The following is a 20,687-nucleotide window of genomic DNA, read 5'->3' as shown; positions in this document are numbered from 1 at the left end:
AAGCCAGCTGCAAGAGGATTTGATCCCTGCAGCTGGCTTTTCACTTTAATTTTAAGTCTTCAACTCTTTCATCACATTCTCCGGAACTTCTCCTGTTACACCCGCTACTAAATTCTCTGCCGCTTTCATGACCATCGCTTCACGGGTTTTAGCTGTCGCTGAGCCGATATGTGGAAGTGCAGTGACTTGTTTCATTTTCAGTAATGGGTTATCCAGATCGACCGGTTCTTTTTCAAAGACATCGAGCGCTGCTCCTGCAATCTCACCGGACTTCAACGCTTCGATCAAAGCGGACTCATCGACCACTGCCCCTCTTGCCGCATTGATCAAGTAAGCGGAAGATTTCATGCGCCGGAATTGGTCCCGGCTTAGCATGTGGCGGGTCGAATCGGTGAGCGGAACGATCAAGACGACAAAATCGGATTTCGAAAGCAGTTCGTCTAGCCCACTGTATCGCATGCCATATTTTTCGTCGAGGTCAGGCTTTGGCGTTGTCGCGTGGTAAAGGACGTTCATCTCAAAGCCGAAGACTGCTCGCCGTGCGATCTTTTCGCCAATGCGCCCCATCCCGACAATACCCAGCGTTGCATGGTGCACATCCGTGCCGAAAAGCTCCTCCGCTTTTGTGTCTTTATTCCACTGCCCTTGTTTTACGTAGTTATTCAACTCCGGCACTCTTCTCGCGGCAGACAAGATCAGCGCGAAAACCAAATCAGCCACGGTTTCATCCAAAACAAATGGCGTATGGGTGCCGATGACGCCAAATTCTTTCATGGCATCCAGATCAAATGAGTCGTAGCCGACCGCCGTGTTGCTGATAACTTTCAAATTTGGCAGCTGCGAAAGAAAGTCCCGCGTCACAGCGGCGTTCTGCACAAGCATTCCGTCTACCTTCTTTGCTTCCTCGAGCAGAATATGGTTCGGAATCTTCTCAGGATTCTTCCAGATTTTATAGTCGCAATGCTTCGCTATGTAAGCTTCCACTTCCGGCGGAACAGGTCTCGCAATAAAAACTTTCGGCTTCATTCGGCTTCCTCCTCTCTAAATCCCAGTGCAAGACTCACCATAACGGCTCGTCTTTGCTGGTCAACTCCATCTTAAATGGGTAAAACACCAGCGTTGCCGCAAATAGAACAGCTGCCAGCATGATATACACCGGAATGCTTAAATCAAAAAACAAATTGCTGAAAATCAGGATCAGTAAAGGCGGGATGCTGTATGCGCTCGATTGCTTCCGGCTCTTGGACGTCACATACTGGATTTCGCCGCAATGAGGACATTCCATTCCTTTATTGAGTTTGATGTATTTCTGGAAGGCGTTCTTCCAACTCCATTGCTGTCCGCAATTTTGGCATGTCGGCACGGTCTTCCCCTCCTCTGTTCTGAAATTCTTCTTCATTTTATATACGGTTCACCCAAAAAGAAGTTTCTAGTTTTTAAAACGGAATGTCGTGTTCGCCTCAAACGCCTCGCCCGCATCTAGCAAAATCGCTTCCGGATTCCCCGGTGCAATTTGCGTTTCCAGGCAAATGCCGAGATGCCGTTCGGACTTGCGTTCTTTCAGTTGGATGCCGCCGTCCAGATTATTGCCCGAGAAGAAAATCACTGCCGGCCGGTCGGTTTCCACTTCCATGATCCGCCCGCTTTCGGGATCTTCGAGTTTCATTTTCGACAGGCCTGCCCCGTTCAATAAAAACGGATGATCGTAGCCCCCGCCGACCATTTCGATTTGCGGATGCGTCGACGAAATGCCCTCAGCTATCGTCCGTCCTGTCCGAAAATCAAATACTGAATCCTCTACATTAAGCGCATTCCCTGTAGGAATAAGGGAAGAATCCAGTTCAGCAAATTGCTCACTCTTCATCGTCAGCACATGATCTAAAGCATTCCGCTTCAATCCGCCGCTTAAATTAAAATACGAATGGTTCGTTAAATTGACCGCTGTCTTTTTGTCAGACACTGCCCGGTAGCGGATCGCCAATTCGCTGTTTTCGTTCACGGCATAGATCACTTCGGCTTCAAGCCGGCCCGGAAAGCCCTGTTCGCCGTCTTCACTGGTATAGGTAAAAATAACACGCGCTTCGCTGTCGTCGACTTCTGCCCGGCCTTCCCAAACCTTCCGGTGAAATCCTTCGGGGCCTCCGTGAAGCGTATTGCCTCCGTCATTTTCCGGCAGTTTAAAGGATTCGCCGTCGATTAGAAGCTCCGCATGCTGGATGCGTCCCGCTACCCGCCCCACGATAACGCCAAGAAAAGCCGGGTCATTTATGTATTCTTCCAGCGTTTCGTAGCCCAATACCACATTTTCTATAGTGCCGAACTGATCCGGCACCCGGATTTCCTGAATTGCGCAGCCCCATTCGAGGAACGTCGCTTCCATGCCCTTTGAATTGCTGACAGTAAATGACTTCACCGTTTTTCCGCCGACCGTGCCAATTGCTTTCTCTTCCACTTTCATTTTCCATTCCCCCTGGATGTCTATTTCTTTCATTCTTTCATTTTCTTCCTTGGGTTACAACCGCGGGCAGGATTCTTTTGCCTGAAAGTTGAAAATAATAGGGAGATTCGATACGATGTAAAGAAATGGGAGGTCCTTCCGATGAATTTTGATCAACGTTCTGTCTTTATCGATGCCGATTTGGATACCGTCTGGAAAGCCTTGACGATTGATGGAAGCTTTTCCACTTGGTACGCACCCGGTTCTGAATGGACAATTCCACGCTTAGAAGCCGGGGAAAAAGCCGTTTTCACCTTAATGCCGAATGAACACAACCAATTGGAGGAAGGCGAACACGTCGAAATGATCTTCACGATTGAAGAAGTCATTCCGAACAGCCGCTTCTCCTATTCTTCTGACATGGACGGGCTGAAATTCGTCTTTGATCTTTCGCCCGAAGAAGACGGGACGCGCGTCCACATCAATATGGACGGATTCGAACTGAGCCTCGCGAACCTTAAAGCGTTTGCGGAAGGCCGGGAATTGCCGAACCGTTAATAAACAGAGTTGTCTCAAAAGCAGTTTGGGACAACTCTTTTTGTTTTGTTGGCTAAATGGGCTCGGTTGAAATTTCATTCCATTAACTGATTATTGAAACTTTTTTCCAATTCATCCGTATACTAACTATTAACTGAACTGAACAAACGTTAAATACATGAAGGAGGAGATGAATATGCATTGGATGATGTGGTTATTTTGGGGATCTCTAGCGGCAATCTTCTTAGTGGCTTTTCTCGTGGATAAAGTGACACGCGGGAAATACACTCCGTATAAATCGGAGAATACACTAAACCAGAATTCGGCAGAGGCTGAGGCACGACGGCATGCTGGACGAGGCGACAATCAAGGCCCGTTTTAACCGAAAAATGAGCTTGGAAACTTTCCCCCAAGCTCATTTTGATGTCCGTTTTTATTTAATCGCCATTACTTCTTTATAAAAGAACCCGTTTCAGCCGGCAGGAATTCACGGTCCCACGGATACCACAACCATTGCTTGCCTTCTTTATAAATATGAAACTTTCTCGCGATATCCTCGCCATTATGTAAAACAGCTGCATAAATTTCAGGATCTGGCGGATTTCTGATCAGCTCCGGATCTTGCGGGGCGTGTTCACCTTTAAGTATCTTCAAAAACTCTTGTACATCTTGCTCGTCTTCCAGCATGTTGAGCAGCTCCGGCGAACTGAAATTATCATAGAGAAACAGATCGTAAATCTCGATTTTTGCTATTTCCTCCAGTTTGAGGTCTTTGAAATGCTGCGGGTAGCCCCCGCTTTTTGCCTCATTCACGTAGAGGCTGTACCCATTGATTTCTGCAGGGTCTTTCGCTGCTAACAAATCCGGCAGCCCTTCCACGTAATAGAGTTCAGTGCCCGGCTCCCAGAAAGCTGCATCTCCATTTTTCAGTTTATATGAAGTGGAATTGATATTGTCACTGACGTTGAATGCTACTTCACCTGCTTTTTCGCCAATCTTTTCCGGATCAGCCAGAACAGCAGAGTCTAACGCTATGTAATAGTTCCCGTCCCATTGGATGAAATCAACCCAATCCAAGATCGCTTCCGGTCCTTCTTCCTGAATTTGCGGCTTGGCATTTACAGCATCCTCTTGCATCTCTTCTGAAGAAGCAACTGGGGATTCGTTAGCGCCGCATGCCGCAAGACATACGACCAGTATAATCAGTAAAATGATCTTTTTCATACTTCCCCCTCACATTCCGCTGTTCTTATTAGACGCACCAACAACAAGCCGGTTACAGTTAACCCGATTCTTTCTTCCTGGGCGCCTGCACGAGCAAAATGACGCCAACTCCGAATAAAGCAAACAAGACGCGCCAATACCCATTCGAAAAATCGATCTCCAATAAGAATGTCAAGGCGAAATACAGAAAAAAAATCATAGTGTACCGGTAAATCATCTTTCATCCTCCTTGCTGCCGAGCAATTTCGCTATTTGAAAAAGTATCCAATGAGGCGCGGAATGAATTGGAAAAAACCAGCCAAGGAAAAAGCGGTTTCCGCCTTATCGAAAGTGTCGAATTCCTGTTTGTTCTTTTCGAATACAGCAGGATGGACCGTATCTCCTTGAATCGGTTCAATCCCACCTTTGAAGCGGATATTCAGCGAGCTGCTCTGTTCCATTTCTGGTGAATCCATCACTTGAAAGTGGATATGCGCTTCCGACGAATTCCCGGAATTGCCGCATAGCCCAAGCAGTTGGCCTTGTTCTACGGAATCCCCACTCTTCACTCGAATCGTTTCTTTCTTAAAATGCGCCAGCAAACTGTATTCGCCCTGTCCATGCTCCAGAACGATAAAATTGCCTGCAGGATCTGACTCATTCATTTCGCCAAGTGGATTGTCCCGAATTCCATCAACCACTTCGATGACTTTCCCACCCGCAGGGGCCACTACTTTTTTGCTGAAAGCGTAATAGTCTTCATTGCGCAACCCTTGGTTTCGGTAGGTCTGTCCAGCTTTCATAACGACCAAATCATAAGCGTAGCGCTGCTGCTCGTACGCGTAATGGTAATTGATGAACTCGTTTTTTCCGCCCCAAAACACAAACCAGTCATCCGCAATCGGCATGATGAATTCTGTCTTGGTAACTTGGTTGTCGCTTTTCGGATACGTTACGTAAGGCTTTATGTACATTCCTTGAATCTCGTTGCCGTCAAAAGAAACATTGATCGCTTTTTCTTTTCGGTCATCCAGCCAGATATACTGCTTAAATCCGGGCATGGTGGTCTCAAAGGCCAAATGATAGCCTTTCACGCCTCTATTGAATGACTTCGCCAATTCGATAAAATCCCGAAGGGCAATCGTCTCCCTAAACTCCTTGATGCACTGGCGGTAAATCGCAGTAAAATCTTCCGCTAAAAAATGTTCTCCAAATTCTTCGGGTTTGAATCCGTTCTTTCTGCCCCTGCCCATAAACACCATCCGCTCCTTTCACCGAATAACTGAACTTAAACTGACTGTTCTTTTATATACGGTTAAAGCTGCCAAAAAGTTTCCATCAATTGTAAATAAACACAAAAAAACGATTTAATTTGAATGGAACTTCTTCTATCCAATAAAGTCTAAGGAATAATCAACTTTTTACGAAAGGAGCATCCCATTGAATCTTTTATTAATCGTCTTTTCTTTTATGAGTTCAATGTTCGTGTCGGGGCTGATGATCCGCAAGCAGCAGCGAAAAATAAGAATCATCGTTTCAGCGCTTCTCATCAATACAGTCATTATCGGCGGAACTGTTTCACTCATTTATAGCTTGGACCATGAAATGCAGTCTTTCGGCGTCGGCCTCGAAAAAGCCTTTATGCCATTGATAGCGATCCCTGTCCTGACATGGCTGAATGCTGTCTTACTTCCATTTGTCCCAATTAAAATTTCACCTGAAAATCGCTGAAATGATAAAACCCGCAAGCATTCCAAAAGCGAAGATGATGAGTAATTTTGTTTTTTTATTCATGTTCTTCTCCTTTCACCAATGCTTTTCTTTTATTTCGATTCGGCTTCTTCAATAACTGACGTATCGCTTTGCCGAGATTCTCCATGGCCAGGTCCAAATAAATTTAAAATCACCACTCCCGCGAGAATTAGCAGAATGCCGGCTATACTCGCCCCGTTAATCTTTTCTTTCCAGATCAATACGGAGATAATCGTGGTGGCGACCATGCCGAGACCCGACCAGATGGCGTAAGCCGCATTCAAGGGAATGACTTTCAATGCCAACGATAAAAAGAAAAATGAAGCGGCGAAAGCAAACAGCAAGCCGATGGTCGGAAAAATTTTGGTAAAGCCTTCCGACGCCTTCAACAAGGACGACCCAATCAACTCCCCGACAATCGCAAGCCCAAGAAACAGATAATGCATTTCTTCCCCTCCCTTCAGGCCGTCGTTTTCAGTTTCCGGTTCTTTTTGCTGTTGATGAGAATTAAAATGAAGCATAATATGGCTGCCATTACAGTTAAGAAAGAGCCTTTTTGATAGATATCATAAATAAATACCGTTAAAAATAAGGCTGAAATCCATAGATGGTAAAAATAATACTTGCTCATTTCTTCCACTCCCTTGGCAGATTAATAAAAGGCTGCTTTTGAACAAACCTCTGCTATCAATTCCTCAATCGTTCCAATGACTTTAAAAACTTCCGGCAAATGATAGAACGTGCTGGTGAGCGCCAAGTCATTCACCGTTTCGTCAGGTGAATACAGAAAAACTTGCTTGCCCGTCCCTAAAGCGATGCCCATCTCCACATGGCTTCCTTTTCCGGCTGGCAGCATGATAATCACTACATCCGATTCCATCACTGCTTGTTTTTCACTCTCGCCAATCGTTTCAAGTTCCGCAATGGATGTGGCAGCGCCATGGGTCCAATCATAGGTAAGGACGAATCCATTGCTTATCAGCCGCTCAGCTGCCATTCTTACAGTCTCGATATTCCGAAAGCTCGACGCGATATAGAATTTCATACGACGCTGCTCTTTTTTATTTCCCAGGAAATCATTTCACCTGTTTTCTTTGTTTGGCGCATGCCCGCTTTTTCCAGCACTCGGATGGAACCGATGCTATCCTTTTCTGTTTCGGCGAGTACTTTCTCTACTTTTCCGGTTTCAAAAGCCCACTCGATAAGACCTTTCACCGTTTCGGTCGCGTAGCCTTTATTCCAATAGCGTTCAAGCAGACCGTAGCCGATTTCAATTTCCTGATTGGCATTCGGCTTTCCTTTGAAGCCGGCATCGCCGATCACCTGCCCCGTCATTTTATCGATAACGAGCCAATGGCCCCAAGCCAAAAGCTCAGGATCTTCTTCCAATGCTTTCAAATAGACCATGATTTCAGGACCGTTTTCATAATATTGTTCTTCCAGCATTTGAAGGTGTTCCTTTTTGCATGGAATAATGTCCAGTCGCTGTGTTTCGATTTTCATTCTTTTAGCCCCTTCTTGTTGAAAAATCAGCAGTAGCCTAAATTTCTCTTTCCTTTCTTTTATTCTAACTTGAATATGTGGAAATAAATAGAATGTTTAGATATAGTTATGGAAAAGCTATGCGAAACTCTTCAAAGAGTGAATTTGTGAAGGAGAAAAAATTGATAATAAGCCTACTCGAATTTTCTCGAATAGGCTTTTTCAATATCAATTCACATCTTCTATCGTCAGTTCTTGTTCTGGCGAAATACTCACGTATTCGTATATGTCTTCTCCGTCCACCACATTGCGATAACCTACTTCAGCTGTGTGGTAATTGATGGACTCGCCGTTTAGCTCTTGTTGGATTGTTTTGCTTTGCTGCAGCATTTGATCTTTCGTCAATTCGCCTTTATCAATTTCCAGCATGATCAGCATCGGCTTTGGCGTTTCGAGCTCCGGTGTCCATTTGTCGGCTCCGTCGTGATAAACTTCTACATCTGTAGATACACTTTCAACTTCTGGAACTTTTTTCTGGAGAAGCGTCAGAATGTGCTCCTCTGCCTGTGCATTTAACTTGCTTGATGCCTCTTTATCGATCTTGGAAAAATGGATGGTATCTCCCAGGATTTCGTACGGCTCCATAGCGGAAACATAGATTTTATAAGTGGTTTCAACCGCGGCGGAATCCTGCTCGACTACTGTAAAGCGGAACGTAGCATCGCTCCAGCCATAGTCTGCCGACTGCCTGATCTTATAGTCCATATCCGGATAGTTTTCTTCCAAATACGCTTCCAAGCTTTCCTTCGCCTTGTTTTTTTCGATGGGATTTCCGCTCATCTGAATGTAAGCAAAAATCACGGCGCCAATCAATAAAACCGCAATTCCACCGTATAGTAGTTTCTTTTTCATAATCAATGCTCCTCTCTTATTTTAAGGATGCAAAAGCCGATGGCGATTCCGATAAACGTAAACACGAGATGGACAGCTAAAGAAAACAGCGATAATTGCAGAGCTTCCGAAAAGCTCTCCGCATAAAATTCGCCGAACCAGTCCGTCATGTAAAGCAAGCAATTCCAAATGAAATTCGGGACGCCTGCAAGCAAAACGGCAACAAGCACCGAACGATAAAATAGGTAAGTCACCGCTCCTAAAATGGCATAAGTCAGGATAAAAGTTTTGTTGTCATTTATGATGGTCGTGCTCATCGCAAGTATAAAGGCGATGGCCACGAAGAAAATTTGGATCGTTGTTAAACGCACGGTTATTTTACGGATCATTTTCTTTGAAGAAGCCCCCGGTTTTACGTGTGCAGGCAACGGAATTTGCGACTGCTCCGCAATTCGGCGGCATTCTTCACAGCTTTGCAAATGCTCTTCCACAAATTTTTTCGTTTCCTCTTGAAGCAATTCCTCTTCGTATAAAGGCAGCAAATCCTGTACGATTGCACAATCTTTGTTCATAAAGTCACCTCCATCATTTTTTGAATCCTCAATTTCAACCGGTGAAAAGTAACGCGTGCGTAGTTTTCGGATTTGCCGATCAGCACGCCAATTTCTGCAAAGCTCAATTCTCCGTATATCCGCAGAAGTAAAATTTCCCTCGCCGCATCATCGAGTTTCGAGATATGATGCAGCAGCATTTTTGCATCTTCATTGATTTCCGTTAACTCTTCGACCGAGTGGATGTCTGCTTCCGGAATCGCTGCTAGCTTTTCCATCAAATTTTGCTGATATTTGTTTTTGCGGTAAAACTTTTTCAAGAGGTTGTTCGCAATGGCGAACATCCATGTCGACAAAGTGGACTCGCCATTGAATGACGCAATATTTTTGCACGCCTCGTAAAACGTATCGTGGCAGAGATCCTGTGAGGTTGCCCGATTGCCTGTTTTGGCGTAAAAGAATGCATAGATTTTCGGTTGGATTTCTTCATACTCCTTTTCAAGCTGGTTCATGGCGGTCCTCACTTTCCCTGTTCTTAGTATTAATACCTTGGCCTTCTACTTCGTTACAATTATTTTAAAATTAATTTTCCTTCTATCATTTCAACGATTTCTCTAGAATAAAGTTTTAAAAATGTTTTGTATACCCTAGCCCAAAAAGAAAAGGAGTAATCCCAAATCACTCTTGGGATTACTCCTTTTCTCTAATTCCTTTGATGGTCCAGATCTTACATTTCTAAATCTAAGAAAGCATATGGCAATAACTCTTTTAGCTTTAATTCCAATATTTCTTTCTTCTCATTCGTTAAATAAACCGGCATTTCAGGCGAGAAGAACTCCGCCATAACCTGTCTGCAGATGCTGCAAGGCGGAAGGTAGTCTTCCGTGTTCCCCGCTACTGCAATCGCTTCGAAATCACCTTTTTTGTATCCTTGGGCTACAGCTGTGAAGATGGCCGTCCGTTCCGCACAGTTCGTGGCGCCTAGTGAAACATTTTCTACGTTTACCCCGTTGATTACCGTGCCGTCTTTCATCAACAAAGCAGCGCCTACCGGGAATTTCGAGTAGGGAATATATGCTCTTTCTTTCATGCTGCGTGCGCTTTCCATCAATTGTTCTTTATTCATGGTCTCCATCCTTTTCACTAGAAGAATGAACTTTTCACAGTTCCCTTGATGCCAGCATTTAGCTGGCAGGACTATTGATTTTACAGTCTATTGGGAAAATAGTCAATTGCGTATTCAGGCACTCTAAGTGCTATTTTGCACCTAGTTCAAGTCTTACTTGGCATAAAAGCTATCTTTCCTTTTTTAAGGAAGATAGCTTTTATGTTTATTTAATACCGATAACTAAATTGTCGTGATCAGCTTCAACCACTTCTAATGTAGTCTAACTAAGTTGATCGATTTCTCGGATTCTTACAATGTTCTTCTGAAGAGCCAGTTAAAGGAAGTGGTACATTCTGCATAAGCAGCAACCTTTCCGATTTACTGTTTTTCCAAACAACGATAAATGGTGGCTCGGGAAACATTCCATTTTTCAGCCACATCTTTGATTGGTGTTTTTTTGCTTGAGATTTTCAAACAAGCAGAGATTTTCCAAGAGGATTTCAAATCATTCGAAATCCCGAAACGCGTCAAGCATGATTGGGACATTTTCCTCCAGGAGGAATGCCTTGATATGTGGAATCAGCTAATCAATCCCCCTTAGTTGATGCTTACACTTTACAGCGCCATCCTACATTGATGGTGCTTTTCCTTTTGGAAATATCAATATCAGTTTCTCACAGAGCGTTATAAAGTACATAAAAGAAAAGGCCTTATTTGTCTATTTTTTTATTCATAAACACGGTTTAAATAAAATAATCCTCTATTATTAATAAAAAAAGGGCTTGTAACATGACTGAACCGCACCCCAAATGGTAGACACTTAAAAAAGTGACCCATTTGGGGTGCGGTTCATTTATCCCTTCCCCCTTCTCCTTCATTCTTTAAATCACTAGAGTATTGTATAAAGAACTGTATTTGCTAAAGTAATCATCGTTAATAGAATTGTATTCAGAAATGCCCCAACATAGACATTTCCAGTTTTTCTGAAAAAGCAACGATTGTAAACTGCTGCTACCAAAAGGATCGGCACAAGACCGATTACAATAATCGATGATAATGACTCTGCAGGATAGCCGCCCGTCCCTGTAATGAACAACAAGCCATAATGATAGATCAAATATAGGATCAATCCACCGATAAAGTGGAGAATGGATATGCCATAACCTTTCCATCCATCATAAAAACTGCTGGCTGTATTGACATTGACTGATATTCCGATGATGAAATAGTAGATGAAGAATAATGGCGCATAGCGTAAAAGAGCCCATACATGCTGTTCTTCAAATGTTTTTACTGCTACGGTCCATAGACGGAAATCGACTTGGAAAATTGCATCCACTAAATAGAGGACAGCATATCCGATAATGACAGCAAGTATAGCGGTAACAAAAGTTGAGATGATCGTTTTGATGTTAGCACGTAATCCATAATTCGCGAAACGTGCTCCTTCTGCTTTTTTCGAAACAAAGTGATAACCAACCAAAATCATCAGCGTCACTATCGCAACATTGATAGCCCAGAAGAGAATTGGATTGACAGTAGCTCCGCCAAACCATTCGGTAGTCGCAAAAAATCGTTCCTGCTGACGGAGGAAAATATATTGTACGATGCTTAAGCCAAGAATTAACCCCGAGCCCATTTTTACTGACTTGGCGGAATTTTTTACAAAGCTGAACAATAATATCAGCCCAGATAATCCAATGGCGGTCATGCTGATTTGACGCAGCAAGGTCATCCCTGTTTCATTAGCGCTGTATAATGCCGTAAAGAAAAGGGCCGGATAAAGCGCTCCCACAATAAGCAGTATATAACCAGCAAGTTTCGCACCATCTGATTTTGGTGCAGAAAGCGCCGCCGGACGCTCTGTGTAAACCCAATTGAAGAATGGAAGTTTCGTCAACAAGCTGATAACTGGAATGAAAAGGAGGAAGAAACCTATCAAAGCTATAAATGAAAACCATTCTTTCCACATCCATGTTTGTCCATCTTCACCGATTTCCACTAAATTACCGTAATCCGAAAAAGCTGTGTCATAGAAGTCGATTGCATATTCAGTAGACTGCTGTGAAAAATGGTTCCATGGATGTGTTTCGTTAGGCTGGTAAATAATCCGTTGACCGCCATCCACTTCATAAAATTCACCCGCTTGCGCTGATTCCAATCCGCCTAAAAACCCAAGGCCTTCGGCTGTACTGACGTAGTCTTTCTTAACGACAGGCTGACCCGCCGCAGCCGCTTCTGCATTAAAGAAAAATTCATCGTAAACTCCAGCAATTTTCCCTGAAGGACGCGGCCCATAGGAAGCGTTGATTTGTTCGTCTGTATAGCCAAGTGTTTTCAACCACTGATAATCAGAACCCATCGTCAAGGAACTTTGAATTTTACGGATACCTGATTCCTGGAAATCAACCTCATCCAACATCACTGCGTGCGTTGAAGAGAAGCCACCCATGGAGTGCCCGGAAACAGCGATAATCCCATTTCCTTCGCCATCTTTCAATACATAATCCTGTTCATACATGTATTGGACCGCATCATACATAGCTTGCGGCCAGAAGGAGAAGAACGGAATCGGTTTCTCCATCGTTCCAGTAGAATGTCCATGATCATACATATCCAGCGCCAGGACTACATAACCCCGCTTAGATATTTCGATGGCTTGGGCATCCTGCATTTCACCAGAGTTCAAATACCCGTGCGTGGCGATGATTGTCGGCCTTGCCTCTTCGTCTGCTCCTTCTGGCTTATAAAGCAAACCCGACAGCTCTCCCCGCTCAGTGTCAAAATAAATACGGGACACATCTACATCCCCGCCGGCACTGTTAAAGCTAGCAGCAACTGCACTGCCGATACCAATAAGTAATAGTGCGACAATCAATAAAATTAATGGTCTTTTTACATTTTTCATGATGATCCCCCTTGTTTCACAAAGTTATTACTTGTAACTCAATGTAATTTTGATATCTGAACTCTCCCTCGACTCCTCCTATTCTCATACTCATCACACACAAAAAGACACATCAAATACCTTCGGGGCTTGCCCAAAGTACTCAATGTGTCTCTTAATCTCGTCACGAGCTGTTAACTTATACCTAGTATAATAGTTTATGAAAACGCTGTCAATTCAATCGCATTAATTTTTCTAATTAATATAAATTCGTTTCTTATTCCTAACGGTCTTTTCATAATTTTACATTAGATGCAATTACAGCATAAGCCCCGGATTTGATAGCCATATGCCCTTTTGTTCGGTCAAGCCTCCGGTTATTACTGGTATCCCAGTGGCATTTTGAATCTCTTTAATAATACTTGGAATTATGCCTGGAAGTATTTCAGTAAATTCCGGTTGGATTTCCCGATATATCCATATTATGGGCGAGTGCATGACAATCCAGAGCAAACCATCTGTGACTCCCTATAATGCTTCATTTTTTTGCAGATGCAATGACATTTGCCCGCGTGGAAATAACTCCGTCGACTTTTACATTATTAAGCAAGTACCCTAAACCAAACTCATCGATTTTAAGACCTTGTAATAAAATCGACATGCATTAGCGTTTCTTTGCCATGCTTCTTAGCAAATGTAACTGTACTTTCCACTTGGGAGAGGCGCGTCTCTAAAAAGATAATTCTTTCATGATCAGTTTTTAATACCTTCACCACATCCTTCAGATTCCGGATTGCCGGGACGCCTTGGCTGCACATATTTCTCCTCCGCTCTGTTCACTCACATTTACTTTTCTATATAAGTTGAACAAATGTTTATTGGACTCGCACAACTTAAAACACTATAAGGAGCAAGAAATGAAAAACAGTAAAAATTGGTATAAGACTTTAACAGCCTCTATGATCGCAGTCGAGAAGGTGGTGCGCCCCAAAATCAGATTAGAACTCTAACTTTCGGGGTGCACTACCGGTCTCCTTTTTTCTATTTCATATTCTTAGATCTTCTTCGTCCCAGGGGAAAAATGGCGATAAGAATTTATCCAATCCGGGATATTCCAAGCAGTAAACAAGCGATTCAAAGCCAAAAATGGCAATCACCCTACTTTCTGGATGCGTCTAACCCCAATGACTTGAATACAGAAAAAATAAACGATTTCTATTCTTGCAATCCTTATTCTTTTCCTTCAATTGAGTGTTCGCTAAACCAAGTAATGAAGTAATCCAAACAACTTAGGACATCATCTCTGTTGAGGGGCTTCTGGAAAAGAAACACCGCTTCAATTTCCCGGAAATACGCTTCATTCGGAAAATAATGCTGAAGAATTTGGAGATTTTCACGGATATCGGTGGACCAGCTTTCATCTCTCACCGCTACATAGCAATAAGCCCCTCGGACAATCCGTTTTAAAATGGACTGCAGCTTATACGCATCGGCCTCTTTCGTCAAAATCGCCTTTCGATAGCCGGCCAGTGTCTCCATTAGATCTTGGTTCATGGCCTGACAGATTCGAATATCGGGTTTCATTCGGGGCCATTTCACGGATAGATCCTCTCCATAAATGCAGCTGCAGACGTGCTTCAACCAAAATCCCCAATAAAATTGGTTCTCTTGTTTTAGGACTTCGGCTACGACTCCCATATCATAATCTACTTTTGGTACAAGCGGATTCAAGTGAACAAGCGCCGCTGTCTCACGATCTAAAAGGGCCTTTTCTTGCGGGAGCAGCGGGGATGTCAATAGGACTGATAAATCAATATCTGAAGTTCCTTGAACCGCCTCTCCTCTTCCTACACTGCCGTAGATATAGACGCTATGTACCTTAGCTCCTGCGCATCTTTTTAACATCTCAAGAATCTGATTCAGCAGTTCCCGATATACCGGATGGATTTTCTGTGTTGATGTTTGATTTAAGATATATCCAGCCGGATCAACGCCTATTCGTGTTGGAAATTGCATACTACCTCTTCCTTCCTATCCATAAAAATTGAAACTATTCTTTCCCCATGTCTGGCCCAACCTATTAAAGAATACTAAGTAGATGGGAAAATCCGATTAGCTTTCTCAAAAATACTCAATCCATATCAATACATATTTGTGAGCGTACGGTACTTTAGTGGCGGCTTGATACTTCAAACGAATTTCTATTTGTTTTGCAGTCAGGTACCTGTCCTGTCCCAAAAACCAATAGCCCCTTTTGGACAGCTTATAATAATACTTCCGGTTGTAATGATCTACTTCAATTTTGGTTCTTTTTACAAGGTCTGCTTCCCACCACTCCGAGAACCTTTTACTAATTGAACTTGCGGTGCGCTGGTGTGAATAAAAGACTTCAAAAAACAAATGCATATTTCCTGCTGAAAGAATCGTTACTGCTGTAATTCCCGAAAAGAGGCTTCATCAAAATTGCGGAAGGATCATTTTATTACCGGCAGTGACAAAGCGTACTAATTTGATAGCACCTAAAATGTATTCTGAAAATAATTAGCAATAATAGCTTATCTTTTTACCTCTTCATTTAATGGACCTATCCGGTTTCTTTTCGAATACATTTTTCCCTTCGGCAAATCCTTCTGGACACCAATTTTCTTCATCGATTTCCTCTTTTTCAAATTCTTTATGAAGAAAGGCAATTGCTTCTTCCCATCGATTCAAAATTTTAAAAGGGTATGGGGGCTGTCCTTCATCATTCCAAACTGCCCATCGTCGATCCGGAAGTTCAGTTGCTGACCACCAGCCATCGTCTCCACAAGAAAAAATCGCGAATGTGGCCGCTTCCGCTTCTTTCCAATCCGCATAGCCAAGCTTTTTGGCAAATCGGTCATAATCTTTCCAAAAAAAATCGCGAAGTTGTTTTCTAATCATCAAATCCCCCCTCATTCCCGATTAGACCTCCAAATTCCGAAAAAAAGTTTTATTCTAACTTTTTAACCAAAAAAGGGAATTTTTGATATAATGGATTTCGATCAACTGAAGCGGAGGCTGCCTATGGAATTTACCAACTCAATCGACCCATTTCTCTTTCAACTTGTCCTTCTTCCCATTGTCTTGATTGGCATCGGCATCGCCGTGTCTCTTATCACCGGAAAGATTTTTATTGGCCCATTGGTGACACTGCTATTGAATCTGGCCTATGAAACCTGGTATTTCAGCAGCTATGGCTTTGGTGGAGGCATCTACTATTCCCCTTGGAATCTGATACTGCCTGCAGTCTCGCTGGTTTTTTGCTGGATTGTGGTGTCTGCCAGAAAACAAATTATAAACGTAAGACAGGCGGATGTATAACAGCCGCCTGTTTTTTATGCTAAAAAAGCCACCCTCCGGCAGTTTCTCATTTATTTTCTTTCTTTCATCACGCATACTAGGAAAGAAATGAATAGTTAAAGGGGAAAATTAATGAATTCGACCATCCATTTACTTGCACCAAGCACATTGGCGCTGGATCATTATTATAAAGTTTATCCAACCAAATCTTCTCTTGTTTTCGCAAAAGTCGGCGGCCAGTTTTATGATAAAGCAAGCGACGATAATCTGCCGCTCGTTGTGGGCCTCGCCTTTATGGCTTTTCGAAAGCACATTTTAACCAAACGCATCGAGAAACGGGAAGCTGCCGTCGATCGCCAAATGAGCGAGAATCCGCAAAGCCTGCTTGCGAAAAAAAACAATTTCGAATTCCATTCTACAGCCATCCGTAAAGCAGAAATGAAAACCAAATCCACTTTCCATACGGCCGGAACGGCTACCGGAACCCTTCGCTTCTATTTGAACGACGGCAGCGAAAAAAAGTTCACGATCCCTTCTTTTGTCCCGACTGAAAAGATTGTCGAATTTTTTGAAGAGCAGCAGATTCAGCTCGATCTGATCACCCAATAAAAAAAGAAATCGGCTTTAAGCTGATTTCTTTTTTTATTTTTGCTTTGGATGCTTCAACAAAAAACGCGGCGGCGGTCCAAAACCTTGTTCAGCTTCGAAATAAGCCAACTCCCCGGGAATGCAGGAAATAATGGATGGCATGCCAAAACCGACAGCCTGTTCTATGGCTTCGAGAAGTGGCATCTCTTTTCCGTCAATTTTTTCATTATAGGAGAGGGAATAGACGGCCTTTTCGGCTCCTTCAGCTTTTAGCAGCCTATAAATGGATTCCGGATCTGAATTAGGAGGCGGTATTTCAATCATATACTTCCTCTTTAACATCCGCTCATATTGATGGCAAAGACGATTTAAAGCCTGGTCCCGCTTCTTCGGAGAAAATAATTCATGCAGCACCCTTTCTTGCACATCTTTTTCGAAAAATGCTTTGACGATTTCTTCTTCCCGCTCTTTTCTCACCTGCTCACCTCATTTATTTTTCTCCAAATCCTTCATATGGTTCACTTACGACCACTTTTCCATTTTCCGGGTTCACCAGTAAATAAATTTGTTCGCCGGCTGGCGATTGCCCCGTGAAAAAGTAGGCACTATCCGCCTCAAAAGGATTCCAGGAGTTAGCCAGAAGAGTAGGCACAGTCGTCGCCTCTACTTGCCCCAGTTGATAGCGCCCTGCCGCCTTATGCTGAGCCTCCTGTTGCGTGAGTGCTGGAAGCGCCAAGTAAATGGCCAGAACCAGTATGAGCAGGAAAGCAGAATACGCCACATATCGTTTTTGGGGTATCAGGTACTTAAAAATGAGAATGTGCAAGACAATCAGCGTAACTGGCAGACTCAGATTCATGACGTTACTGTAGAGTTGGTCGTTTAGAAGGATTAACACTATGAGAAGCCCCCCTGATAAGAGTGCGCCTCCTTTATAGCTTCCTAACCCTTTCTTTGCTTCGTCCTTTTTCCTATCCATCTTTTCACTCCTGCTTTGCGGACTTCTTTTTAAATAAGAGATATGCCGAATTCTTCAATTAAATCTTTAAACGCGGGGCGAGAGTTTCCATCGCGTCCAACGACCGCTTCTGCAGTCACAAGTGAGTTCAAGACGGCTTCTTCCACCGCTTCGCCTACTGCCCGAAAAGCGATGTCCATTTCTTCTTCGTGGATTTGTTTGACATCTAAAAGCTGTGCAGGCTTGTCATGCGGAATCTTGGCCGCTGTAGAAAAGCCGAGAGCGATTTCGCCGCTGCCGTTCGTAATGATCGAACCGGTTCTCGATAAGCCGGCCACTGAGCGCTTGAGAATCCGGTTTAATTGCCGCTCGGATACCGGAAGATCCGTTGCCACAATAATCATGACCGAGCCTTTGTCTTCTTCTTTATGGGAATCCGACATCGCTTGTTTCAATTCTTCGCCGACCGCTTTGCCTTTGACCAGCAAGTCGCTTAACATGCCGAAATTCGACAGCACTAAAACACCGATTGTATATTCTCCGCTCTCCATTTCCATGATGCGGGAAGCCGTACCAATGCCGCCTTTGAGCGAGTAGCAAAGCATTCCTCTTCCTGCTCCAACCGCGCCTTCTTCAAATTCGATGCTTGCATTTTCCAGTGCTTCGCGCACATGTTCCGGTTTTACGTGCTTCGCCCGGATGTCATTTAAGAACATGTCGTTGCATTCCCCGATGACCGGATTGACCGTGCCCGTTGTCCGGCCAATTTCCGGATTTTGCTCCATCATGTAATCGATCAGTGTATCTGCTGCCGTCCCGATGCCCAGTGTATTCGTCAACAAAATCGGCGTTTCCAAAGTTCCAAGTTCCGCCATCTGGATTGTCCCCATCGTTTTCCCGAACCCGTTGATAACATGGCTTGAAGCAACTAATTTTTCTTTAAAGAGATTTCCTGGATGCGGCAATATCGCGGTCACCCCTGTCTGCATATTGCCGCCGCTGAGTGTCACATGTCCTACAGACACGCCTTCGACATCGGTAATTGCATTGCGCGCTCCGGTCTTCAGCCGGCCAACTTCCACACCGTAATCACGTATTCTTTTTTGATTAAACATCGCTTCTCCCCCTGCACATTTATTTCATTTTTCTTATAGAAGCCTTCCATAGTACCCGATAAAATTCCTGCTATGTTACACAAAACAATGGGCTTTCATCAATTCTACCATTTCCACCTTGTTGAATAGACAAAATAAAAGCAGGCCTATTCCGAAGAACAGGCCCACTCGTAGCTAACTAATAATCTAGTTATTACTCAAAAAGTCAAGAAGCGCTCGATTGAATTCTTCCGCATGCGTTGCGTTGAACCCGTGCGGTGCGCCTTCCACAATTACGAGATGGCTGTTTGCGATGCGTTCATGCGCTTTTTGTCCGCTTACTTCGAGCGGCACGATGGCATCCGAATCGCCGTGAAGAATTAAGGTCGGTACATCAAATTTCTCGAGATCTTGCCGGAAGTCGGTTTTGCTGAACGCAGCGATGCAGTCCAGTGTACCTTTCGGTGAAGCAAAAGCGGCGATGTCGCGGTTGTAGATCCGGAATTCTTCGCTGACTAAATCGCTTTTTTCTCCTGCAGTAAAGAAGTTCTTTGAAAAGTCATTAAGGAAAGCGAGCCGGTCGGCCTTGACTCCGTCCTCCAAGCCTTTAATCGCTTCATCGTCAAAGCCGCCGTCCGGGTTTTCATCTGTTTTATAAAGATACGGCGGCACTGCCCCTGCCAATACAGCGCCTGAAATGCGTCCCGTTCCATATGTGCCAATATAGCGCGCCACTTCCCCGCCGCCCATCGAAAATCCAACCAAGGTTGCATCTTCGAGGTCCAAATGCTCCAAAACTTCATTCAAGTCGGCTGCAAATGTATCATAGTCATAGCCGCTCCAAGGCTGTGAAGATTGCCCGAACCCGCGCCGATCGTATGTAATAACCCGGTAGCCTGCTTCCACTAATGCCGGCACTTGCTTCTCCCACGATCTACCGCTAAGCGGCCAGCCATGAATCAGGACGACTGGTTTTCCTGAACCTACATCTTCCACATGAAGTTCAATTGGCGCACCGTTTTCTGTTCCTACTGTCACCTTGCTCATTTGCCATTCCTCCAATTCATGAAATGCTTTCAGCGTGTATCTCCTATTCCCTTTTTGCAGTTATCTACTCCTCTTTCCTTGCTCTGCGAAAAATTTCTTGCTGTCCAACAAAGACGCTTTCCCGGTTTTATAAAGCGCCTCATTTTATTGGCCAGCGACACAATTTTTAAGCATGGCTGTTTTTCACCCTTAAATAAGCGGCGTAGAAATAACCGCCGTAGATGGATCGCCACCAGCAGCGAGCCTATCAGGATGCTTTGGAGATCGATGCTCAATAATTCCTTAAGCCCCATGATTCCCACGATGGAATGGACAATGGCTAAGCTCATTGGGAGCATAAGGTAAACAAAGGTTTGCTTCCAGATGGCGCCGTCGATCATTTCTTTTGTAACGCCGATTTTCTTTAAAGACTTATACCGTTCCAGGCTGTCGCTGGCGTCCGATAACTGCTGCAGACGACTAAAATTAAATAAAACAACAAAAATGGCATTTTATCGCTGATGTATTCTTTTAGGCTCATGGCAGGATGTATCCGAGTCAGCGTCTTGTTTCAATGTTCTTTTGTAAGCCCAGTTTTTCCGGAGTCCTGTGACATTCAGGGATAAATTATTATCGTCAATAAACGCATTCGAGTTCCACATAAAATCTATAAGGTCATTTATCGATACGATTTTGCCTTTGTTTTTATACAGATAGGAAAGAATCTTCAATTCGTTTTTCGTCAGTTCAGCCGTTTCTCCATCATAGTAATTATTCCATTAGCTAAATTGAGTTTTCGGTGCTTGTAAACAAGAATATCCCTGGCTGCTGTTCCTTGGATTCTTTTAGAAT

General features: G+C 43.8%; 33 protein-coding genes. 6 read left to right on the top strand and 27 right to left on the bottom strand.

Annotated features, from left to right (window positions below; all coding sequences use genetic code 11):
* Window positions 1–51: 51 nt before the first annotated feature.
* The 3 genes from BN1080_RS01705 to BN1080_RS01695 form a co-directional block, all read right to left on the bottom strand.
* Complete coding sequence (locus BN1080_RS01705; RefSeq protein ID WP_052649941.1) at window positions 52–1,026, bottom strand: 2-hydroxyacid dehydrogenase; 975 nt, start codon at window positions 1,024–1,026, stop codon at window positions 52–54.
* A gap of 34 nt (window positions 1,027–1,060) precedes the next feature.
* Window positions 1,061–1,363 (bottom strand): TIGR04104 family putative zinc finger protein, encoded by a 303-nt coding sequence (locus tag BN1080_RS01700; protein ID WP_052649939.1) that lies wholly within the window; start codon window positions 1,361–1,363, stop codon window positions 1,061–1,063.
* A gap of 66 nt (window positions 1,364–1,429) precedes the next feature.
* Window positions 1,430–2,458, bottom strand: a complete 1,029-nt coding sequence (locus tag BN1080_RS01695) for an aldose epimerase family protein (RefSeq protein ID WP_110925683.1) — start codon at window positions 2,456–2,458, stop codon at window positions 1,430–1,432.
* 141 nt (window positions 2,459–2,599) lie between these two features.
* Between BN1080_RS01695 and BN1080_RS01690 the strand changes: the two genes are divergently transcribed.
* Both BN1080_RS01690 and BN1080_RS01685 read left to right on the top strand, forming a co-directional pair.
* The gene (locus BN1080_RS01690; protein WP_052649935.1) at window positions 2,600–2,995 is read left to right on the top strand and encodes an SRPBCC family protein; all 396 of its coding nucleotides are present in this window, start codon (window positions 2,600–2,602) and stop codon (window positions 2,993–2,995) included.
* Window positions 2,996–3,170: 175 nt separating this feature from the next.
* A complete protein-coding gene (locus BN1080_RS01685; protein ID WP_052649934.1) occupies window positions 3,171–3,356 on the top strand; it encodes a hypothetical protein in 186 nt (61 codons plus the stop codon).
* Window positions 3,357–3,421: 65 nt separating this feature from the next.
* Here the strand turns inward: BN1080_RS01685 and BN1080_RS01680 are convergent, their stop codons facing one another.
* The 3 genes from BN1080_RS01680 to BN1080_RS01675 are packed head-to-tail and all read right to left on the bottom strand — an operon-like array spanning window position 3,422 to window position 5,430.
* Window positions 3,422–4,198 (bottom strand): hypothetical protein, encoded by a 777-nt coding sequence (locus tag BN1080_RS01680; RefSeq protein WP_052649932.1) that lies wholly within the window; start codon window positions 4,196–4,198, stop codon window positions 3,422–3,424.
* 58 nt (window positions 4,199–4,256) lie between these two features.
* Window positions 4,257–4,415, bottom strand: coding sequence for a hypothetical protein (locus BN1080_RS17125; RefSeq protein ID WP_199876572.1), 159 nt, complete (start codon window positions 4,413–4,415; stop codon window positions 4,257–4,259).
* Window positions 4,416–4,446: 31 nt separating this feature from the next.
* Window positions 4,447–5,430, bottom strand: coding sequence for a M23 family metallopeptidase (locus BN1080_RS01675; protein WP_110925544.1), 984 nt, complete (start codon window positions 5,428–5,430; stop codon window positions 4,447–4,449).
* A 187-nt stretch (window positions 5,431–5,617) separates the two neighbouring features.
* On the opposite strand from BN1080_RS01675, the gene BN1080_RS01670 reads away from it, so the two are divergent.
* Entirely contained in the window at window positions 5,618–5,908 is a 291-nt protein-coding gene (locus BN1080_RS01670) for a hypothetical protein (RefSeq protein ID WP_052649930.1), read from the top strand.
* Between the two features lie 92 nt (window positions 5,909–6,000).
* Here BN1080_RS01670 and BN1080_RS01665 read toward each other — a convergent pair whose 3' ends face one another.
* From BN1080_RS01665 to BN1080_RS17425, 13 genes are all read right to left on the bottom strand, one after another.
* Window positions 6,001–6,375: a DMT family transporter gene (locus BN1080_RS01665; protein ID WP_052649928.1), complete on the bottom strand. Its 375-nt coding sequence runs from the start codon at window positions 6,373–6,375 to the stop codon at window positions 6,001–6,003.
* 14 nt (window positions 6,376–6,389) lie between these two features.
* The gene (locus BN1080_RS17120; protein ID WP_199876571.1) at window positions 6,390–6,560 is read right to left on the bottom strand and encodes a hypothetical protein; all 171 of its coding nucleotides are present in this window, start codon (window positions 6,558–6,560) and stop codon (window positions 6,390–6,392) included.
* Between the two features lie 21 nt (window positions 6,561–6,581).
* A complete protein-coding gene (locus BN1080_RS01660) occupies window positions 6,582–6,974 on the bottom strand; it encodes a nucleoside 2-deoxyribosyltransferase (RefSeq protein ID WP_052649927.1) in 393 nt (130 codons plus the stop codon).
* The gene (locus BN1080_RS01655) at window positions 6,971–7,432 is read right to left on the bottom strand and encodes a GNAT family N-acetyltransferase (protein WP_052649925.1); all 462 of its coding nucleotides are present in this window, start codon (window positions 7,430–7,432) and stop codon (window positions 6,971–6,973) included. The genes BN1080_RS01660 and BN1080_RS01655 overlap by 4 nt, the downstream gene beginning before the upstream one ends.
* Window positions 7,433–7,639: 207 nt before the next feature.
* Window positions 7,640–8,323, bottom strand: coding sequence for a YfjL-like protein (locus BN1080_RS01650; protein WP_052649923.1), 684 nt, complete (start codon window positions 8,321–8,323; stop codon window positions 7,640–7,642).
* Window positions 8,324–8,325: 2 nt separating this feature from the next.
* A complete protein-coding gene (locus tag BN1080_RS01645; protein WP_052649921.1) occupies window positions 8,326–8,874 on the bottom strand; it encodes a zf-HC2 domain-containing protein in 549 nt (182 codons plus the stop codon).
* On the bottom strand, window positions 8,871–9,365 hold the full coding sequence (locus BN1080_RS01640) for an RNA polymerase sigma factor (RefSeq protein WP_052649919.1): 495 nt from the start codon (window positions 9,363–9,365) through the stop codon (window positions 8,871–8,873). Before BN1080_RS01640 ends, BN1080_RS01645 begins: the two co-directional genes overlap by 4 nt.
* A gap of 215 nt (window positions 9,366–9,580) precedes the next feature.
* On the bottom strand, window positions 9,581–9,979 hold the full coding sequence (locus BN1080_RS01635; RefSeq protein WP_052649917.1) for a cytidine deaminase: 399 nt from the start codon (window positions 9,977–9,979) through the stop codon (window positions 9,581–9,583).
* A 360-nt stretch (window positions 9,980–10,339) separates the two neighbouring features.
* The gene (locus tag BN1080_RS17315; protein WP_234398909.1) at window positions 10,340–10,507 is read right to left on the bottom strand and encodes a helix-turn-helix domain-containing protein; all 168 of its coding nucleotides are present in this window, start codon (window positions 10,505–10,507) and stop codon (window positions 10,340–10,342) included.
* A 343-nt stretch (window positions 10,508–10,850) separates the two neighbouring features.
* Complete coding sequence (locus BN1080_RS01630) at window positions 10,851–12,869, bottom strand: alpha/beta fold hydrolase (protein WP_052649915.1); 2,019 nt, start codon at window positions 12,867–12,869, stop codon at window positions 10,851–10,853.
* 297 nt (window positions 12,870–13,166) lie between these two features.
* Window positions 13,167–13,346 (bottom strand): glycerol-3-phosphate responsive antiterminator, encoded by a 180-nt coding sequence (locus BN1080_RS17435; RefSeq protein WP_267882922.1) that lies wholly within the window; start codon window positions 13,344–13,346, stop codon window positions 13,167–13,169.
* A 40-nt stretch (window positions 13,347–13,386) separates the two neighbouring features.
* Window positions 13,387–13,509 (bottom strand): glycerol-3-phosphate responsive antiterminator, encoded by a 123-nt coding sequence (locus BN1080_RS17430; RefSeq protein ID WP_267882894.1) that lies wholly within the window; start codon window positions 13,507–13,509, stop codon window positions 13,387–13,389.
* A complete protein-coding gene (locus tag BN1080_RS17425; RefSeq protein WP_267882893.1) occupies window positions 13,484–13,666 on the bottom strand; it encodes a glycerol-3-phosphate responsive antiterminator in 183 nt (60 codons plus the stop codon). The genes BN1080_RS17430 and BN1080_RS17425 overlap by 26 nt, the downstream gene beginning before the upstream one ends.
* Before the next feature lie 263 nt (window positions 13,667–13,929).
* On the opposite strand from BN1080_RS17425, the gene BN1080_RS17420 reads away from it, so the two are divergent.
* The gene (locus tag BN1080_RS17420) at window positions 13,930–14,127 is read left to right on the top strand and encodes a MepB family protein (RefSeq protein ID WP_110925543.1); all 198 of its coding nucleotides are present in this window, start codon (window positions 13,930–13,932) and stop codon (window positions 14,125–14,127) included.
* On the opposite strand, the gene BN1080_RS01620 is transcribed toward BN1080_RS17420, so the two are convergent.
* On the bottom strand, window positions 14,079–14,864 hold the full coding sequence (locus BN1080_RS01620; RefSeq protein WP_052649913.1) for a nucleotidyltransferase domain-containing protein: 786 nt from the start codon (window positions 14,862–14,864) through the stop codon (window positions 14,079–14,081). The two genes, BN1080_RS17420 and BN1080_RS01620, sit on opposite strands and share 49 nt — an antisense overlap.
* Window positions 14,865–15,419: 555 nt before the next feature.
* On the bottom strand, window positions 15,420–15,770 hold the full coding sequence (locus BN1080_RS01610) for a hypothetical protein (RefSeq protein WP_234398908.1): 351 nt from the start codon (window positions 15,768–15,770) through the stop codon (window positions 15,420–15,422).
* A 123-nt stretch (window positions 15,771–15,893) separates the two neighbouring features.
* Here BN1080_RS01610 and BN1080_RS01605 point away from each other — a divergent pair, with 123 nt between their 5' ends.
* Both BN1080_RS01605 and BN1080_RS01600 read left to right on the top strand, forming a co-directional pair.
* The gene (locus tag BN1080_RS01605) at window positions 15,894–16,190 is read left to right on the top strand and encodes a hypothetical protein (protein WP_052649907.1); all 297 of its coding nucleotides are present in this window, start codon (window positions 15,894–15,896) and stop codon (window positions 16,188–16,190) included.
* A gap of 111 nt (window positions 16,191–16,301) precedes the next feature.
* Window positions 16,302–16,778 carry a hypothetical protein gene (locus BN1080_RS01600; protein WP_052649905.1) on the top strand — a complete coding sequence of 159 codons (477 nt, stop codon included), beginning with the start codon at window positions 16,302–16,304 and terminating at the stop codon, window positions 16,776–16,778.
* A 33-nt stretch (window positions 16,779–16,811) separates the two neighbouring features.
* Here BN1080_RS01600 and BN1080_RS01595 read toward each other — a convergent pair whose 3' ends face one another.
* From BN1080_RS01595 to BN1080_RS17310, 6 genes are all read right to left on the bottom strand, one after another.
* Window positions 16,812–17,234 (bottom strand): hypothetical protein, encoded by a 423-nt coding sequence (locus BN1080_RS01595; RefSeq protein ID WP_052649903.1) that lies wholly within the window; start codon window positions 17,232–17,234, stop codon window positions 16,812–16,814.
* 13 nt (window positions 17,235–17,247) lie between these two features.
* Window positions 17,248–17,736, bottom strand: a complete 489-nt coding sequence (locus BN1080_RS01590; protein WP_052649901.1) for a hypothetical protein — start codon at window positions 17,734–17,736, stop codon at window positions 17,248–17,250.
* Window positions 17,737–17,765: 29 nt separating this feature from the next.
* A complete protein-coding gene (locus BN1080_RS01585; RefSeq protein ID WP_052649900.1) occupies window positions 17,766–18,830 on the bottom strand; it encodes a DmpA family aminopeptidase in 1,065 nt (354 codons plus the stop codon).
* A gap of 186 nt (window positions 18,831–19,016) precedes the next feature.
* Window positions 19,017–19,856, bottom strand: a complete 840-nt coding sequence (locus BN1080_RS01580) for an alpha/beta fold hydrolase (protein WP_052649898.1) — start codon at window positions 19,854–19,856, stop codon at window positions 19,017–19,019.
* A gap of 29 nt (window positions 19,857–19,885) precedes the next feature.
* Window positions 19,886–20,236 (bottom strand): hypothetical protein, encoded by a 351-nt coding sequence (locus BN1080_RS01575; protein ID WP_052649896.1) that lies wholly within the window; start codon window positions 20,234–20,236, stop codon window positions 19,886–19,888.
* Window positions 20,237–20,347: 111 nt separating this feature from the next.
* Window positions 20,348–20,566 (bottom strand): winged helix-turn-helix domain-containing protein, encoded by a 219-nt coding sequence (locus BN1080_RS17310; RefSeq protein WP_234398907.1) that lies wholly within the window; start codon window positions 20,564–20,566, stop codon window positions 20,348–20,350.
* Window positions 20,567–20,687 lie beyond the last annotated feature (121 nt).

It is taken from the genome of Planococcus massiliensis, assembly GCF_000821325.1.
In the GTDB taxonomy this organism is placed as follows: Bacteria; Bacillota; Bacilli; order Bacillales_A; family Planococcaceae; genus Planococcus; species Planococcus ruber.
This window is presented reverse-complemented; position numbering and strand designations above follow the sequence as displayed.